The organism is Dulcicalothrix desertica PCC 7102 (genome assembly GCF_003991905.1).
In the GTDB taxonomy this organism is placed as follows: Bacteria; Cyanobacteriota; Cyanobacteriia; order Cyanobacteriales; family Nostocaceae; genus Dulcicalothrix; species Dulcicalothrix desertica.
In genome coordinates this window covers 47,648-63,423 of record NZ_RSCL01000037.1, presented here as the reverse complement: position 1 = coordinate 63,423, position 15,776 = coordinate 47,648, and the positions used below count along the sequence as shown (strand labels likewise).

General features: G+C 41.0%; 13 protein-coding genes. 6 read left to right on the top strand and 7 right to left on the bottom strand.

Going from position 1 to position 15,776, the window contains the following annotated elements; genetic code table 11:
• Window positions 1–7 precede the first annotated feature (7 nt).
• The 3 genes from DSM106972_RS44925 to DSM106972_RS44915 all read left to right on the top strand — a co-directional run bounded on the left by DSM106972_RS44925 (window position 8) and on the right by DSM106972_RS44915 (window position 5,297).
• The gene (locus DSM106972_RS44925; protein ID WP_127086790.1) at window positions 8–2,410 is read left to right on the top strand and encodes an endonuclease MutS2; all 2,403 of its coding nucleotides are present in this window, start codon (window positions 8–10) and stop codon (window positions 2,408–2,410) included.
• Between the two features lie 472 nt (window positions 2,411–2,882).
• Window positions 2,883–3,488, top strand: coding sequence for a DUF3038 domain-containing protein (locus DSM106972_RS44920; RefSeq protein WP_127086789.1), 606 nt, complete (start codon window positions 2,883–2,885; stop codon window positions 3,486–3,488).
• A 42-nt stretch (window positions 3,489–3,530) separates the two neighbouring features.
• Window positions 3,531–5,297 (top strand): DUF4335 domain-containing protein, encoded by a 1,767-nt coding sequence (locus tag DSM106972_RS44915; protein ID WP_127086788.1) that lies wholly within the window; start codon window positions 3,531–3,533, stop codon window positions 5,295–5,297.
• A 489-nt stretch (window positions 5,298–5,786) separates the two neighbouring features.
• Here the strand turns inward: DSM106972_RS44915 and DSM106972_RS44910 are convergent, their stop codons facing one another.
• The 3 genes from DSM106972_RS44910 to DSM106972_RS44900 are packed head-to-tail and all read right to left on the bottom strand — an operon-like array spanning window position 5,787 to window position 6,888.
• On the bottom strand, window positions 5,787–6,251 hold the full coding sequence (locus tag DSM106972_RS44910; protein WP_073617862.1) for a ferredoxin: 465 nt from the start codon (window positions 6,249–6,251) through the stop codon (window positions 5,787–5,789).
• A complete protein-coding gene (locus DSM106972_RS44905) occupies window positions 6,251–6,637 on the bottom strand; it encodes a DUF1257 domain-containing protein (protein ID WP_019494389.1) in 387 nt (128 codons plus the stop codon). Before DSM106972_RS44905 ends, DSM106972_RS44910 begins: the two co-directional genes overlap by 1 nt.
• 38 nt (window positions 6,638–6,675) lie before the next feature.
• On the bottom strand, window positions 6,676–6,888 hold the full coding sequence (locus DSM106972_RS44900) for a DUF2997 domain-containing protein (protein WP_127086787.1): 213 nt from the start codon (window positions 6,886–6,888) through the stop codon (window positions 6,676–6,678).
• A 485-nt stretch (window positions 6,889–7,373) separates the two neighbouring features.
• On the opposite strand from DSM106972_RS44900, the gene bioU reads away from it, so the two are divergent.
• The gene (bioU, locus tag DSM106972_RS44895) at window positions 7,374–8,393 is read left to right on the top strand and encodes a (S)-8-amino-7-oxononanoate synthase BioU (protein WP_127086786.1); all 1,020 of its coding nucleotides are present in this window, start codon (window positions 7,374–7,376) and stop codon (window positions 8,391–8,393) included.
• Window positions 8,394–8,721: 328 nt separating this feature from the next.
• On the top strand, window positions 8,722–9,507 hold the full coding sequence (locus tag DSM106972_RS44890; protein ID WP_127086785.1) for a DUF4198 domain-containing protein: 786 nt from the start codon (window positions 8,722–8,724) through the stop codon (window positions 9,505–9,507).
• A gap of 111 nt (window positions 9,508–9,618) precedes the next feature.
• On the opposite strand, the gene DSM106972_RS44885 is transcribed toward DSM106972_RS44890, so the two are convergent.
• The 4 genes from DSM106972_RS44885 to DSM106972_RS44870 form a co-directional block, all read right to left on the bottom strand.
• Entirely contained in the window at window positions 9,619–10,158 is a 540-nt protein-coding gene (locus DSM106972_RS44885) for a hypothetical protein (protein ID WP_127086784.1), read from the bottom strand.
• A gap of 103 nt (window positions 10,159–10,261) precedes the next feature.
• The gene (locus DSM106972_RS44880; protein ID WP_127086783.1) at window positions 10,262–11,482 is read right to left on the bottom strand and encodes a type II secretion system F family protein; all 1,221 of its coding nucleotides are present in this window, start codon (window positions 11,480–11,482) and stop codon (window positions 10,262–10,264) included.
• 111 nt (window positions 11,483–11,593) lie between these two features.
• Complete coding sequence (locus tag DSM106972_RS44875) at window positions 11,594–12,712, bottom strand: type IV pilus twitching motility protein PilT (protein WP_127086782.1); 1,119 nt, start codon at window positions 12,710–12,712, stop codon at window positions 11,594–11,596.
• 48 nt (window positions 12,713–12,760) lie between these two features.
• A complete protein-coding gene (locus DSM106972_RS44870) occupies window positions 12,761–14,776 on the bottom strand; it encodes a GspE/PulE family protein (protein ID WP_127086781.1) in 2,016 nt (671 codons plus the stop codon).
• 237 nt (window positions 14,777–15,013) lie between these two features.
• Here DSM106972_RS44870 and grpE point away from each other — a divergent pair, with 237 nt between their 5' ends.
• Window positions 15,014–15,685, top strand: a complete 672-nt coding sequence (grpE, locus tag DSM106972_RS44865; protein ID WP_127086780.1) for a nucleotide exchange factor GrpE — start codon at window positions 15,014–15,016, stop codon at window positions 15,683–15,685.
• Window positions 15,686–15,776: the final 91 nt, after the last annotated feature.

The window sequence follows — 15,776 nt, the reverse complement described above, 5'->3', positions numbered from 1 at the left end:
AATTCCCTTGATTCAGTCTGAAACCCTAGAACTACTCGAATGGTCGCGCCTGTGCCAGCATTTGTCAACCTTTGCTGCCACAAAATTGGGTGCTGTTGCATCGCGACATCTTACAATTCCTACTTCAAAGAACCTGAGCGAAGAACTACTCGCGCAAACCAAAGAAGTCTACGAACTCGAAAGCCGTCTGAATAGTGGATTATCGTTCGAGGGTATTCAAGATATTGGGGATTCTCTCGAACGCGCGCAAATTCAAGGTATTTTAGCTGGTGATGAGTTGCTAGCCATTGCCACAACACTAAGCGGGGCACGTAATTTACGACGTGCTATTGATAACCATGAGGATTTAGTTGTATTAACTAGCTTAGTTTCTGAATTACGTACTTACCCAGAAGTCGAGCAAGAAATTCATCGCTGTGTAGATGAACGCGGACAAATTGCTGACCGTGCGAGTCAGAAACTCGGTGATATTCGTGCCGATTTGCGGAAAACACGTAGTCAAATTACTCAAAAGTTACATAATATTATTCAAGTCAAATCAAGTGCGCTTCAAGAAAATATTATTACTCAGCGTGGTGATAGATTTGTAATTCCTGTTAAAGCAACCCACAAAGACGCAATACCAGGTATCGTACATGACACATCGACGAGTGGTTTAACGTTGTACGTTGAGCCAAACTCAGTTGTACCAATGGGTAATCAACTGCGTCAACTCACCCGTAAAGAAGAAATTGAAGAAGAAGCAATAAGGCGCCAATTAAGCGAGCAAGTAGGAGCTATTTGTCCAGATTTAGAAAGATTGCTGTTAATAGTCACGACTTTAGATTTAGCAACAGCAAAAGCGCGTTATGGTTATTGGCTCAAAGCAAACCCACCTCGCTTTATCGATATTAAAGCCAACGAAAAAATAACCCTCAGACAATTACGGCACCCTTTATTAGAATGGCAGCACCATCACGAACAAGGACATGCTGTAATTCCGGTAGATTTATTAGTACAACCAGAAACTCGCGTTGTCACCATTACAGGTCCCAACACAGGTGGAAAAACAGTCACATTAAAAACTCTGGCACTAGCAGCGTTAATGGCAAAAGCTGGAATGTTTGTACCTGCACGTGAACCTGTAGAGTTACCTTGGTTCGACATGATATTAGCTGATATCGGTGACGAGCAGTCATTACAGCAAAGCTTATCAACATTTTCGGGACACATTCGCCGCATTAGTCGAATTTTAAATGAATTAGGTAGAGACGTGATTAATCACGTCTCTACATCATCATCATTAATTCTTTTAGATGAAGTCGGCGCCGGAACTGACCCAGCAGAAGGAAGTGCTTTGGCGATAGCATTACTAAAGTATCTTGCCGACTATGCATTACTAACAATGGCAAGCACACACTTTGGTGAACTCAAAGCATTAAAGTATCAAGATGAACGTTTTGAAAATGCTTCCGTAGAATTTGATGATGCCACACTGTCACCTACATATCGTTTATTATGGGGAATTCCTGGACGTTCTAACGCACTTGCTATTGCGCGTCGTTTAGGCTTAAACCCTGAAGTTGTAGAAGCAGCAAAGCAAGAAATGGGAGGTGCGAACGACGAAGTAAACTCAGTAATTGCTGGGTTAGAAGCACAACGTCGGCGCCAAGAAACTAAAGCTGCTGAAGCTCAAAAGTTATTACAGCAAGCAGAGGTTTTATACAAACAAGTATCCGAAAAAGCCACATCTTTAGAAGAACGTGAACAATCATTAAAAGAAAAGCAAGAAGTAGCAGTACAACAAGCTATAGCGAGTGCGAAAGGTGAAATTGCGACCGTTATTAGGCGCCTGCAAAAAGGAACACCAACCGCACAAGAAGCGCAATTTGCTACAAATAATTTGAATCAAATTGCGGAGAAATTTACAACACCTCAACAGCAAAAACCAAAAGTTGGGTTTATGCCAAAAGTTGGCGACCGCATTCGTATATCTAAATTAGGACAAACAGCCGAAGTCATAACAGCACCTGACTCTGACGGCGAATTAAACGTCCGCTTTGGCATCATGAAAATGAACGTTAAACTAACAGATATCGAGTCTCTCGACGGTCAAAAAGTCGAACCACCACCTGTAAAACAAACACGTAACACACCATCAAACAACGTCACCCCACCCCCAGAAGCTCCAAATATCCGCACATCCAAAAATACCTTTGACATACGTGGTAAACGGGTAGCTGATGCTGAAATAATTTTAGATAAAGCAATTTCAGAAGCGTCGGGACCAATATGGATTATCCACGGACACGGTACAGGTAAACTACGTGAAGGAGTTCATGCATACCTGAAACAACACTCAAGAGTTAAACGTATGGAACCCGCAGCACAAGCGGATGGTGGCACTGGTGTAACTATTGCCTATGTTTAGAATGTAGAGACGCGACATGTCGCGTCTTTACACGTCACAACATTAAATAATGGTTTGCTGACAAAAAATATTTCCGAAAGGGATTGTCAAAAGTAACATTTTTTGCATAGTTGTAGAGACTGTACATGTACGGTCTCTACATATGTTAAACAGTAAACAAATCTTGGCTGTTCGTTGCTAACACATTAGAATCAGGCGTTAAGGTAGTAGGTAATTTGATACTTACGTGGCGGCATTTGCTTATACTAAGCATAGGCTCTTACCTATTCCGCTCTCTGTAAAGACAGGATAAATATTTTCTTCGTTTGCTTTTACAGACTCGCTTGTTCGTCTTAGAGTTAAGACATTCATATAAACGCTGTTGTCCTCGAAGTCCCGGCGCCCACATTATAGTAAAGGAAACCAATCCTTCGGCTATCGAGTCTGGTTTCAAAATGGGTAACAGCAATAGTTCCATAAAGCCCGATCACCTATGCTAAAAGTTATGCAACCTGCCGCCAATTCCCCAAACCCGACTTCACAGTGGGAGGACTTAACCCAAATAGGTGCCCCCAACTCTGCCGAGTGGGACAATATTAAAGCCCAATTGGATTTGGTGTTGTTGGCGCTAGAAACATTAACTGGTATTGGCTCTGAAGCAATGCTCACTGCTGCCATTGATTTAGGCTTAGAGTCAAAAGTTCCAGACCGTGTAGCATTATGGCGCCTGCGTCAGTCAAACCCGATACGTAAAGGTCAGGGAGGACGGAAAAAACTTGATGTCGAAGAAGCACGTTCGCTAGTTTTGATTATTTGTCATCTGGCGAAACAGCACCAAGAATTAATTCGTCGTGCTGTTAGCTTACTCGAACAAATGGCGGAAACAAATCGTGAACCGCATACTTCCGCTCTATTGGGAGATTACATTGATGCCTTTTGTAATACTTACCAAGAGCGGATGGAGGAAGACGAGTCAATATCTACGGATTTGCTCACCCGCTTGGCGCTGAAATTGCTAGTTGATTTACTGTTTTACAGCGGTCCTGGTGGACATCGACGTCTTTGGCTTACACTTATCGACCGTTCAACAAAATTTTAGATTTTAGATTGCGAGATTTTAGTCCCCATTGCATTTTTTGCCATGCCTCTATCAAATTCTGTCATCCGTCGCTATACACCACCGACTTGCACTCTTGAAGTAAGCGCGCAAAACTCGCCATTATCACAGTGGATGGGTAAATCAGTCCTCAAGCAACTGAGCTTTTCGCTTCGTTTGGATGACCCGCGACTACCAGAAGACCAGAGGGTTGCAATTCGAGGCAATCGCGACCAACTTGAAGCTTTGTGTGCAGCAGTGACAGCTTATGTCCAACAGTTTTTACACACCCAACCAGATAAGTTTTGGGAAAGCTACAACAATAGTGGCGATGCGACTCAGGTATTAAACAGTACTGAGGCACCACAAGATATCCATAATACGAATACGCGGCTTTCGACTTTAGGAAAACCTTACAACATCAATAATACTCAGTTTCCTCAATCTGAGATATATATAGAACCCAGTGGTTATTTATCACATCATTTACATCTTGGAAATCTTGCTTCTCCAACTACAGGAGTTGTTAAATTAAGCCTTTTACAATTATTCGATTTAGCATCTGCCTTAGACGAGTATTCAGCCGATGTTTTGGCGTTACCCAACCTTAACAATACACGCCGTCGTACTTCTGCAATTCCGAATTGGGCGCCAATAGCAGCAGTATTTGCCCTAGCGTTAGGGTTAACACCCTTTACATTGCAGTACGCAAACCGCGCACGTCAAAATCAACAATCTCAACAAACTGCTGCAAACACTCCAAGTGAAGCGCTACAAACTCCATTGCCAACAGTCGCAGCAACACCAGGACTTCTACCGACACCACTCGACACTTTACCACCAATTGCAGCAGGATTACCTACCCCTCCCCCTGGAGCAGTCAGTACTAATTTACCCATACCAGGTGCAATTCCAACACCAGGCGCCAATATAAATACAAGTACGCTGCCAACAACAAATTTACCTCCAAGTAGTATTGTTGGTAATCTTCCAATTCCAAACTCTACACAACGTCCAAATTTAGGGGTGCCAACAACATCGCAGCCCGGTGCAAACTTTACTTTTCCCGACCGCATCCCATCCGGAAACACACTTACTATTCCTGAGCTAACAAATCCCAGATTACCCACAATACCAACGGGTAAAACATCGCCTATTTTAACCTCACCAGGTTCAATTGCCCTGCAACCAAATATTGCTCAACAAGCGCGCAGCAGTACTCAACCCAGAAACAATACTTCTGCAAGGGGAAATATCGGCACCAGTAAATTACCTTCAACAACATTACCTTCAACAATACCTCCAATATCTTCAATATCACCAATATCTCCAACAACTGGACTACCCTCTCTCGATGCCCTAGAAACACCATATAATGAACCGCGTCCTGCTACCCCACGTGCAAACCGAACGGCGCCAGGTGGAACAGATGGTTCTTTATTAACCCGTTTGCGTGAAGCTCGTGATAGCTCTGGAAGAATTGCCACAGCTAGTAATAGAAGTACCACCACAGCTACTAATACAATATTTGATACACCCCAGATATCAGAAGCAAGAAACGTATTGCGTGCTACCTGGAAACCCCCACAAGGTTTAAAGCAAACTCTAGAATACAGCTTATTAGTTGGTGTTGATGGTTCTATCGAGCGAATTTTACCATTAGGAAAAGCCGCACGTGATTTCGTAGACCGTACAGGAATGCCATTAATAGGCGAACAGTTTGTATCACCCAACCGTAACGGACAGTCAGTTCGTATCCGCGCAGTATTTAGTCCAGACGGCAAAGTACAAACCTTTCCAGAAAAAGATTAAATATTGGATTAAATATGTTTTCCCGAAACCCGGTTTCTTCAAAAAACCGGGTTTCTAGTATTTTGCCTATTTGTGAACCAATGGTTCACATTTCACATAGCCACTTCTCAAACTGTCCACTACTCTACTTGTAGCCAATAGTAAATAAAAGTACAATAAAATCAAGTTAAAAAATCAGTATAAAACCAACCTTCACGAATCAAACAAAATAACAGCCCAAATAGATGAAGCAAAAGTAGAACGTTTGCTCTGAAAACATGATTCTTTAAATAAGCTTTAAAACTAATTCTATAAAACTTTAAATAAAATTCTTGTGGGGTGGGCATCCTTGCCCGCCCTAGATTTTTAAGATGAAATCTAAAGCCCAATTGCCAATCAAAATAAATGGCGCCAACTTCGTGGTAAATAGTAGGAGCGTCCACGGTACGGATAACCACCAAAAAAGGGGGCTGCTACCACAACCCCCTATAGATAGATTTAAGTTATTGTTTAATAACGTGATTTTTTGGTATTTTTCAATTTTGCCTTTCTACGGCGCCGTTCCGCAGCTACAACAGCTCCTTCAACTGGATAGCCAATTAAAGGAATAACTTGGAATTTACGCTCGTCTTCTAACTTTCTAAGTTCGGTGTAATCAACCCAGTGAATGCAGTCAACAGGACATGTGTCAATCGCTTCTTGAATGACTTCCTCAGCATCTGCATCTTGACGAACAACGCGCGAGCGTCCATAATCGGGTTCAATATAGAAAGTGTTACGAGCAACATGCGCGCAATGCTTACAGCCAATACAAGTGATTTCATCGACGTAAACACCCTTTTGACGCAGCATTCCCCCTAACTCTGGCTCAAAACCAGACCGTTCGGGTGCCGAGCGTAAAAAACCACCCAACTCTGGCTCAAAACCAGACCGTCCGTCTTCATTGTCTTCAGGTGACGGCATAAAATCAGCCATTACGCACTCCAGCGCTGTACTACTAAACGAATAGAACCATCTTCATTTTTTTGTTGTTCAGCAATTTGGAAACCAGCACGTGCCGTTTCTTTCATCACTGTTTGGAATGCATAACGTTGGGTTACTTTACGTAAAAAACCTTCAACTGATAAATCTTGTTGCCAATACTGTAAATCGGCTACCAGTTCGTACTCGTTGCCATTCCATTTAAAACCAACATCGTAGCCATTATCTTGTTCTATGGTAATTTCTGCATCGTGAGTTTGGCCACGATAACCACGTACCGGACGCGGACCCTGTTTCCAATCAATATTTAATTCTGTGAGCGCTTCCTTCAATGATTCAACGTTACGGATTTGAGTTTTAATTTGGCTAAAGTGTGACATGGTGTTTGTGAGATAACGAAACTAAAAGGTTAAAAAAGCTACCAATCGCTGAAACTGGTCTGTGTATTCGCCACACCTGATTGTTGAACAACAGGTTGGGTGAAAAACTCTGAGGTTGGCTCATGATTAAGTACTATTCCTAGCTGTGCTTCTATCGCTGCTGTAACCTCAGCGCACGAAGTACCTACTATGCCAGTGACTTTTTCTAGTACCCGACCATCTGGATAAATAATGAACTCTAATGTTTCCATAATTTACTGTGCCAACCAAAGATAAGTACGTTTGGACTGTACTGCTCTATTAGAGAACTATATATATAGCCCTCCGGAACATACCCCTAGTTACAAACTTGTCATTTGTTAACTAATGTTCCATCTCTCAAAATATATATCTCAGAAAATTTACAAAACTTATTAAATTGTTTAGTCAGTACGTTCACTATATGTAAGTTTCCCTTAACCTAAAAGATTAGTCAAGCTTCACTCATGTATACGTAACTTAAGTATAAAAAAGTTGAAATATATATACCATAAGCTTTTCTATCCTGTTTCATAGAGCAATCTAGACAAAATTTATTGAGAAATTTTATTATTATTACCGATTTCAGATTAAAGTCGGGATTATATATTACAAAGGCGCCGCAGTCTACTTATCTTTACAACATGACGAAAAATCTACAATTTAAAATCCTGAATCGAAAATATTGTAAGCTTTGAGTCAATACGGAATTTAGATTATGAGTGCAAAGCAAGTAACAGGTTCTTCTAATTTACCAGTAGCGCGCGTCGGGGTACTAGGTTTTGGTGGACTAGGGCAAGCAGCTGCAATTCGTTTGGCGCCTAAACGGGAAATGATACTAGTAGCAGCAGCAGATAAACACGGTTATGTTTATCGTCCAGATGGTATAGATGCTTCGGGATGTATTAGTACCTATCAATCTTTAGGTTCAGTTGGATACTTAGAGCCATTTGGCAAATTAACTACCGAAAGCGTTGAGGAGTTAATCAGTGCGGGTTCCTCTGTCGATGGTTATTTTTTAGCACTACCCAATTTACCTAATAATTTTATACCAAATGTAGTTAAGCAATTTATTAAGTTGGGTTGGCGTGGAGTGCTTGTTGATGCTATTAAGCGTACAAGCGCTGTTGAACAACTTTTAGAAATGCGCGGTGAACTCGCACAAGCTGGTATAACTTATATGACAGGATGTGGCGCCACTCCAGGGTTATTAACCGCAGCAGCATCACTCGCAGCACAAAGTTTTGCTGACGTTCATAAAGTAGAGATTACTTTTGGTGTAGGTATTGCTAACTGGGAAGCTTACCGCGCTACAATTCGTGAAGATATTGGTCATATGCCTGGTTATAATGTAGAGAAAGCAAATTCTATGACTGATGCTGAAGTTGAAGCATTATTAGATAAAACCAATGGTATTCTCAAACTAGAGAATATGGAACACGCAGATGACATAATGCTTGAGCTTGCTGGAATTTGCGCGCGTAACCGCGTTACTGTAGGTGGTGTTGTTGATACTCGTAACCCCAAAAAGCCTTTAAGCACTAATGTAAAAGTCACAGGTAGAACCTTTGAAGGAAAAATTTCTACCCATACTTTTACCTTGGGTGACGAAACAAGTATGGCAGCTAACGTTTGTGGCCCAGCTTTTGGTTATTTAAAAGCCGGTATGAAATTACATAAGCAAGGCATTCACGGAATATTTACTGCTGCTGAAATTATGCCGCAGTTTGTGAAATAATTAGTAAATTTGTAAGGTGGGCAGTGCCCACCCATCCCATATCATAAAAGCACTATTTTAGACAACAAACTTAAATAAGTATTGTAATGAAATGTAAAATTATGTATACAAAATAATAAAATGATTACTTTTTCTAGTGATGGTTTATACAATTCTACTTGATTTCGGTTACATTCAAATATCCCAAATATATAGGCAGTAATACATAAGTAAATTTCATCAAAAATTTGAGTTAGACCATTATAAAACTAAGCATCCTATACGGGGGGATTGTTTAGTATCAAAAAAGCTTGTTAATTAGTTAACAGCTTGATTGAGGAAATCACTGGTGCTTATCAACAGATTAAAAGAGTTATTGCTAGCGGTGGCATTTCTACCCTTGATGATGCAGGCAGCATCTGCTCATGTCATTTGGTATGACTATCAAAATGGAGAATACAAAGTTTTATACGGTCATCCAGAAGAAGGTCCAATAGCTTATGACACTACCAGGTTTAAAGAAGCAGTAGCTTATGACTCGCAACGGCAAACAATACCATTTACTATTAATCGGCAACCAGATGGAGTATCGTTAACATCAACAGGAAACGTTGCCGCACTAACTGGATTTTTAGATAATGGTTTTGTTGCTGATGTTGCAGGCAATAGATATAGTCGAATTTCTGAATCTGAAGTCGCTCAAAATAAAGATGTTCGGCATCTTCTCAAATATACTAAGGCACTTTACGATTGGTCGCCTGCTCTAGCAGAATCTTTTAATCAGCCACTCGAAATTTTGCCTTTACAGAACCCTTTGGAAGTAAAAGCTGGGGATAATCTGAATGTAAGAGTTTTGTATCAAGGCAAACCGGCTTCAGATGCAAATCTAGAATATTTAGGTCAGGTAGTACCTATAGGTCAAGATGGTATTTTTTCGATTCCTATTGGTGTTGGAGGATTACAACAAGTTGAAGCTCAGTATGAATCTCTAATAAATCCAGATTTCAAGATTTCTTACGAAGCAAGTTTCACCGCTCAGAAAACTTCGATACCTGAGTCATCAGCTTTACTAGGAATTGGTGTATTTGGGTTACTAGCGTTAAACCGAAAAAAAATGTTTGGCGCCAAGGCTTAGAAGACGTTAGGAAAGTAATCTAATATCTAATCCCCCCTAACCCCCCTTGATAAGGGGGGGACAAGAAGAGCATTTTTAGCCACCCGAATTCGCGTTCTTGTTGGGGGGATTCTACGACAAACTTTCAACTGGGTTTTCATCAAGTGAAAATTCGTGTGTTTGAATAACGAATGGAAGTTCGGCGCCTATTAAACCGCGTTTAATGCGTTCGGATGTTTCAGGAAATACGACAAACAGTGGGTATTTAGTATTTGCACCCTCGCTTAATATATGACTGTGACGTTCTGGCATTAACCACTCATAGTCTTTATCAAGTAAAACTTGGGTTTGGCGCCAACGCATTAATAAATCAGAAAAATCTTCTTCTGGACGGTGGATGTAAATAAAAATTTCGGTGCCTGTTTTAATTTTCCATTCAGGGTCACACATTAAAATAGCAACATCGCACGATAACGTTATTGCTTCTGATAATGAACCCGCTTTGCGAATGCGGATAATTGGTAAAGGTATAGTGATAACGCTTTCAGCTGGGCGCCGTAAGCTTGGTATCATTTCCAAATAAGGACGGTGCTGTTTGAACAGTTCTATGGCGCCGAGGTGATGACTGTATTCTGCCAAACATGCTTCATAATTAGATTTGTGTACAGGCATATATAATAATAAAGAGTTAGGAGTGAGGAGTTAGGAGTGAGGAGTTAGGAGTTAAAAGTTATAACTCAGCACTCAGCACTCATAACTCATAACTTTTACTTAGTTATCCCAATTTCTCGAATACGGCAAACATGGGCAAATACATTGATAACAAAATTGTACCAACCATTCCCCCAAGTACCACAATCATAATTGGTTCCAAAATACTCGTTAGAGCTTTTACAGCTTGTTCAACTTCATCTTCATAAAAGTCAGCGACTTTCATTAACATCGCATCAATTTCCCCTGTTTCTTCACCAATGCTAATCATTTGAATTGCCATTGCAGGGAAAACTTTCTCTTTTTGCAGTGCCATACTTATCATGCCACCTTGCTGTACTTCTGCGCGTGCGGCATCAATAGCATTAGAAATAACTTGATTTCCTGCGGTATCACGTACAATTTCTAGAGAAGTTAAAATTGGAACACCTGAACGAGTTAAAGAACCAAATGTACGGCTAAATTTGGCGACGGCTGATTTTTGTATCAAGTCACCAAATAAAGGCATTTTTAAAGAAAGACGGTCAATAGTTTGTCTACCAACGGCTGTTTTATAATATTGTTGATAAGCAATCCACAAACCAATCACAGCAGCAATTACTACAAATAATCGCCAACTTCGCAAAATTTCACTGACATCAAGCATGAATTGTGTCAATGGAGGCAATGTAGTTCCCAAATCTTTGAAGATATTAGCAAAAATTGGAATCAAGAAAACCGTCATCCCAATAAAAATTGCAACCGCTAAAAAACCAACCACAACCGGATACGAAAGTGCTGCTTTAATTTGGTTCTGTAAACGTGCAACGTCTTCTAATAATTTCGCCAGTCGGTTGAGTACTTCGTCGAGTACACCACCAACCTCACCCGCTTGTATCATACTCACATACAACCCGTCAAAACATTTTGGGTGTTTCCGCATTGCATCAGATAAGTTAATCCCGTTTTGAACATCGGAACTTATATCTAAAAGTGCTTGCTTTAGTTTAGGATTTGTGCATTGTTCTCCAAGTACACCTAAACTTCTTACAATTGCTACACCAGCGTTGACCAATGCTGCAAACTGACGTGAAAAAACAGCTTTATCTTTAACAGAAACTGATGCAAAACGCGCATTAAAATCAAGTGCTGATTTGAGGTCAAAACTTTCTGTTTTTTTCAAGTCTTGAATTACAAAACCTTGCTGTCGTAAATTTATACGCGCTTCTTTTATTGATTCTGCCGTTACTTTTTCAGTTCTAGTTTTTCCTTGAGAATCCCTGACACGCGCTACAAAACTTGGCATATTTTAAAAGGTTATGAGTTAAAAGTTAGGAGTTAGGAGTTAGAAGTTAGGAATTAGGAGGTGCGGAATTTTAACTCCTCACTCCTCACTCCCAAATCCTAACTATTAGGTTTAGTGGGATTTTGCAGCTACTTTGGTGCCATTTTGTGGAGGAACACCACCGATGAGACGTTGAACTTCATCGGGTTTAGATGTTTTAGACATTGCAGCTTCAAAGGAAATTGTTCCTTGCTTATACAGGTTTGCTAAAACTGATTCTAGTGTTTGCATTCCTAATTTACCCCCAGTTTGAATTGCGGAGTAAATTTGTGATGTTTTTCCTTCACGAATTAAGTTAGAAATAGCTGGTGTAATTACCATAATTTCTTGCGCCATTATCCGACCATATTCACCTGGTTTGGGATTTTTCTTGGGTACTAAGGTTTGACTAAATACTGCTACTAATGAGTTTGATAATTGTACACGGACTTGCGTTTGTCTTTCGTGTGGAAAAACGTCGATAATCCGGTCAACGGTTTGTGCAGCCGAGCTTGTATGTAGTGTGCCAAATACTAAGTGTCCTGTTTCTGCCGCAGAAATTGCCAAAGATATGGTTTCTAAATCCCGCATTTCACCCACTAGAATAATATCTGGGTCTTCCCGTAAAGCTGCTTTTAATGCGTTGGCAAAACTCTTTGTGTCTTCACCTAGCTGACGCTGGTGTACTAAGCTTTTAATTGGTTCGTAAACAAATTCAATTGGGTCTTCTACTGTTAATATATGTTCTGCTTTTGTGCGGTTGATTAAGTCAATCATTGCCGCTAGTGTTGTGGTTTTACCTGAACCTGTAGGTCCTGTTACCAAGATTAATCCTCTTGGTTTTTCTGTCATTTCACGAACTACATCGGGTAAACCTAATTTCTCAAAGTTAGGAATTTTAGAACTTAACGCGCGTAAACATGCTGCATAGGCGCCTCGGTCTTTGTAAACGTTAACACGAAAGCGCGCTAGTCCTTTTACACCGTAAGAGCAATCTAATTCCCAGGTCTGTTCTAGTGTTTTACGCTGGGTGTTGTTGAGCATACTAAAAATTAGTCGCTGACATGTGTCAACTGACATCACACCATATTTTTCTTGAGGTGTGAGTTTTCCACTGACACGGAAGTAAGGAGGTAGACCTGCAGATAAGTGTAAATCTGAGCCTCCTTGTTCAATCATGTCTTCCATCAAGTCTTCAATCATGAAATCCATTGTTTTTCTCCTCTGTGTGTTTTTTAAGCACTGAAGTGCTTATTACGGTTAGTCGTGGAAGCGGGATGTCATACAGTAGGGACATTCCAGCCATTCGGGTTGAAGTTCGGCGCTACATGTACGACAAGTTAAACCACTCTTGCGTTTGGCTTTTAGTTCTGCTTCTAAACCTGTGTCGGTGAAGGTTACACGCTCTACTTCTTCTAGAGTTGTGGCGCCTTGACGTACTAAGTCTAAACTGTAGGCAAGCAGGGTTTTCATCCCTTCTTCTACTGCTACTTCTTTGATGCGTTCGGTTGGTGCATCTTCGTTGATTAAAGTCTGTAGGTTTTCTGTAATTTTCATGACTTCGTAAACACCACAGCGTCCTTTGTACCCAATACCGTTACATGTTGGACATAGCGAACCGTTACTCTTGGCTTGTAGAATTTGCTCGTTGCTAAGTGCATTCGCTTTGTAAAGAGTTAGCCCAACATCTTGTGATGCCGTCATTCCATAACGAGCGAGTTCTTCAGGTGTCGGAGTGTAAGGAATACGGCAGTCTGAACATACACGTCGTACTAAGCGCTGTGCTAATACTCCCAGTAATGAGCTTGATATCATGAATGGTTCAATACCCATTTCACCTAAACGGGCGATGGCACCAGGAGCATCATTGGTGTGAAGTGTTGTTAATACTAAGTGTCCTGTTAACGCTGCTTCAATCGCAGTTTTTGCTGTCTCTTTATCTCGCGTTTCACCCACGAGCAATACATCAGGGTCTTGACGTAAAAACGCACGTAGTGCAGTTCCAAAATCTAATCCTTTTTCACGGATAACTTGTACCTGTGTGATTCCTGGCAAACTGTACTCAATAGGGTCTTCTACTGTACTGATATTAATACCTGGGTCGTTACGTTCGGCAAGTGCTGAATAAAGCGAAGTCGTTTTTCCTGAACCTGTTGGTCCTGTTACTAATATCAAACCAAAAGGACGCGAAACCATTTCTTGGACGATATGCAAAGTTTCTGGGTCGGTAATTAATTTATCCAAACCTAATTGTGTTGCGGAGTTGTCCAAAATCCGCAGTACTACTTTTTCTCCGTAACGACTTGGTAAGGTATTAACACGGAAGTCAACCTTACGTCCCTCGAACATCCGACGAATCCGTCCGTCTTGTGGTAAGCGCCGTTCGGCAATGTCTAAATTTGCAATAATCTTAAATCGGGCTGTGATGGCAGGAATAATTTTTTTTGGTAATGCGTCAAACGCTTCGCGCAATACCCCGTCTTTGCGAAACCGTATGCGTAAATTCTCTTCTTGCGGTTCAACGTGGATATCCGAAACTTTCTCTTGTAACGCTTTTCCTAAAATTCGGTTCACCAAATTAATAATCGGTGCATCTTCCGCACCTTTCATCGCTGACCCTAAATCAGCTTCTGCGTCATCTGGAGCATCTGCTAAATCTAAATCACCAAGGTTTTCTAAATCTTGATTGATATCCGTTAATTTTTGCTGCTCGATGTGCTTCTGCTTAACTGCTAGCTCATCAAGAAACTGGTTGATAATCTGCTGGTAGTCCTCAGTAGTGATTACCATCCGTTGCAACATCAACCCTTGCGGACGCAAAATCCGATTTAGATCATCCGATGCTTCTAAGTTATCTGGGTCAACCATTGCCACCAATACATTGGGTGGGTTTTGTTCGTCGTTACGTGATAATGGTACTAAACGATGGCGCCGACAAATATCTACTGGGATAAGTGTGTCTATCAAGTTTGCCACCATCGATGTGCCGATGGAGTTAACTTCTGGGTCAAGTGATTCAACCCCGTAAAGTATTTTTAATTCAAAAAGTTGTTGTTTTTTATATAATCTCAGCAGTTCCGGTGATAGCTGGCGCCCTGAAATCGATTCAAGCACCTCAGTCAAAGGTGTCCCGTTTTTGCGACTTTCTATCAGTGCTTGTCGCATTTGCTCGGTATCAACAAACCCTGATTGTACTAATTTTGTTCCGAAGGGCGAAAATTCTGTTCTCGTTGTAAGAGCAGTACTTCGCCTCTGTTGTGATGACGAATAAGTCATATATTCTTATATTTATATGGGTAGCCAAAACCTCTTCTATATTGAGTATTCCCATCAGTCAACCCAGAACTCTCATCTTGACAAAGAAAAATTAGAACCTTGACTCAATTTACGGAAACCCGCACTACAATACTCTACGGAAAGCCGTCCTCTAACCTCTGTCCGAATATATCCAGCTTTTGTCAAAATAGAGAACGATGATTAACTACTCAGCAATAAGGAGAACTCTAAGAGGTAATGCAAACGATGAATAGCGACTTCCCTGAACAAAACAACACAAGTACATCTGGCAGCGAAGTAGCTGACCCAAGTGCTGTGGCAACTAACGATGTGAGTTCCTATGCTTCGACATCTGACAATAGCGTAAATGCTGACGCTGCTTCCGATGATGCTAATGCAATGGCGCCGCAAATCGATTCGCTCAAAGCTCAACTCGAAGCAAGTGGCAATCAATACACACGGTTAGTAGCAGATTTCGATAATTATCGCAAGCGCACTCAGAAGGAAAAAGACGATCTTGATGCATTAGTTAAACGAAACACAATTACAGAACTATTACCAGTAGTCGATAATTTTGAGCGTGCGCGCGCTCACATTAAACCTCAAAACGATTCTGAGATGGCAATTCATAAAAGCTATCAAGGTGTTTATAAACAACTGGTTGACAGTTTAAAACGATTGGGTGTTTCGCCAATGCGTCCCGAAGGTCAACCATTTGACCCCAACCTTCATGAAGCAGTATTGCGCGAACCTACGGATGAACATCCAGAGGGAACAGTGTTAGAAGAGTTAGTGCGCGGATATTTTTTGGGTGAACGTGTACTACGCCATGCAATGGTGAAAGTCGCAGCTCCAAAAGAAGATACGCCAGTTCTTGATGATACTCAATCAAGTGCAGCGGATAGTTAAGCTGACAGTTGAACCTGATAGTTAGTTTCCATGTACGTATTTACCGCGTCAATTTTCTTGATTGACACGGTTATACTACTATTGCTTTAAA

What these genes read in the sequence shown, in the direction of transcription:
- DSM106972_RS44870 (WP_127086781.1), bottom strand. Translation starts at nt 14,776, where the DNA reads ATGACTTATTCGTCATCACAACAGAGGCGAAGTACTGCTCTTACAACG.
- bioU (WP_127086786.1), top strand. Translation starts at nt 7,374, where the DNA reads ATGAGTGCAAAGCAAGTAACAGGTTCTTCTAATTTACCAGTAGCGCGC.
- DSM106972_RS44910 (WP_073617862.1), bottom strand. Translation starts at nt 6,251, where the DNA reads ATGGCTGATTTTATGCCGTCACCTGAAGACAATGAAGACGGACGGTCT.
- DSM106972_RS44880 (WP_127086783.1), bottom strand. Translation starts at nt 11,482, where the DNA reads ATGCCAAGTTTTGTAGCGCGTGTCAGGGATTCTCAAGGAAAAACTAGA.
- DSM106972_RS44920 (WP_127086789.1), top strand. Translation starts at nt 2,883, where the DNA reads ATGCTAAAAGTTATGCAACCTGCCGCCAATTCCCCAAACCCGACTTCA.
- DSM106972_RS44875 (WP_127086782.1), bottom strand. Translation starts at nt 12,712, where the DNA reads ATGGATTTCATGATTGAAGACTTGATGGAAGACATGATTGAACAAGGA.
- DSM106972_RS44905 (WP_019494389.1), bottom strand. Translation starts at nt 6,637, where the DNA reads ATGTCACACTTTAGCCAAATTAAAACTCAAATCCGTAACGTTGAATCA.
- DSM106972_RS44915 (WP_127086788.1), top strand. Translation starts at nt 3,531, where the DNA reads ATGCCTCTATCAAATTCTGTCATCCGTCGCTATACACCACCGACTTGC.
- DSM106972_RS44900 (WP_127086787.1), bottom strand. Translation starts at nt 6,888, where the DNA reads ATGGAAACATTAGAGTTCATTATTTATCCAGATGGTCGGGTACTAGAA.
- DSM106972_RS44885 (WP_127086784.1), bottom strand. Translation starts at nt 10,158, where the DNA reads ATGCCTGTACACAAATCTAATTATGAAGCATGTTTGGCAGAATACAGT.
- grpE (WP_127086780.1), top strand. Translation starts at nt 15,014, where the DNA reads ATGCAAACGATGAATAGCGACTTCCCTGAACAAAACAACACAAGTACA.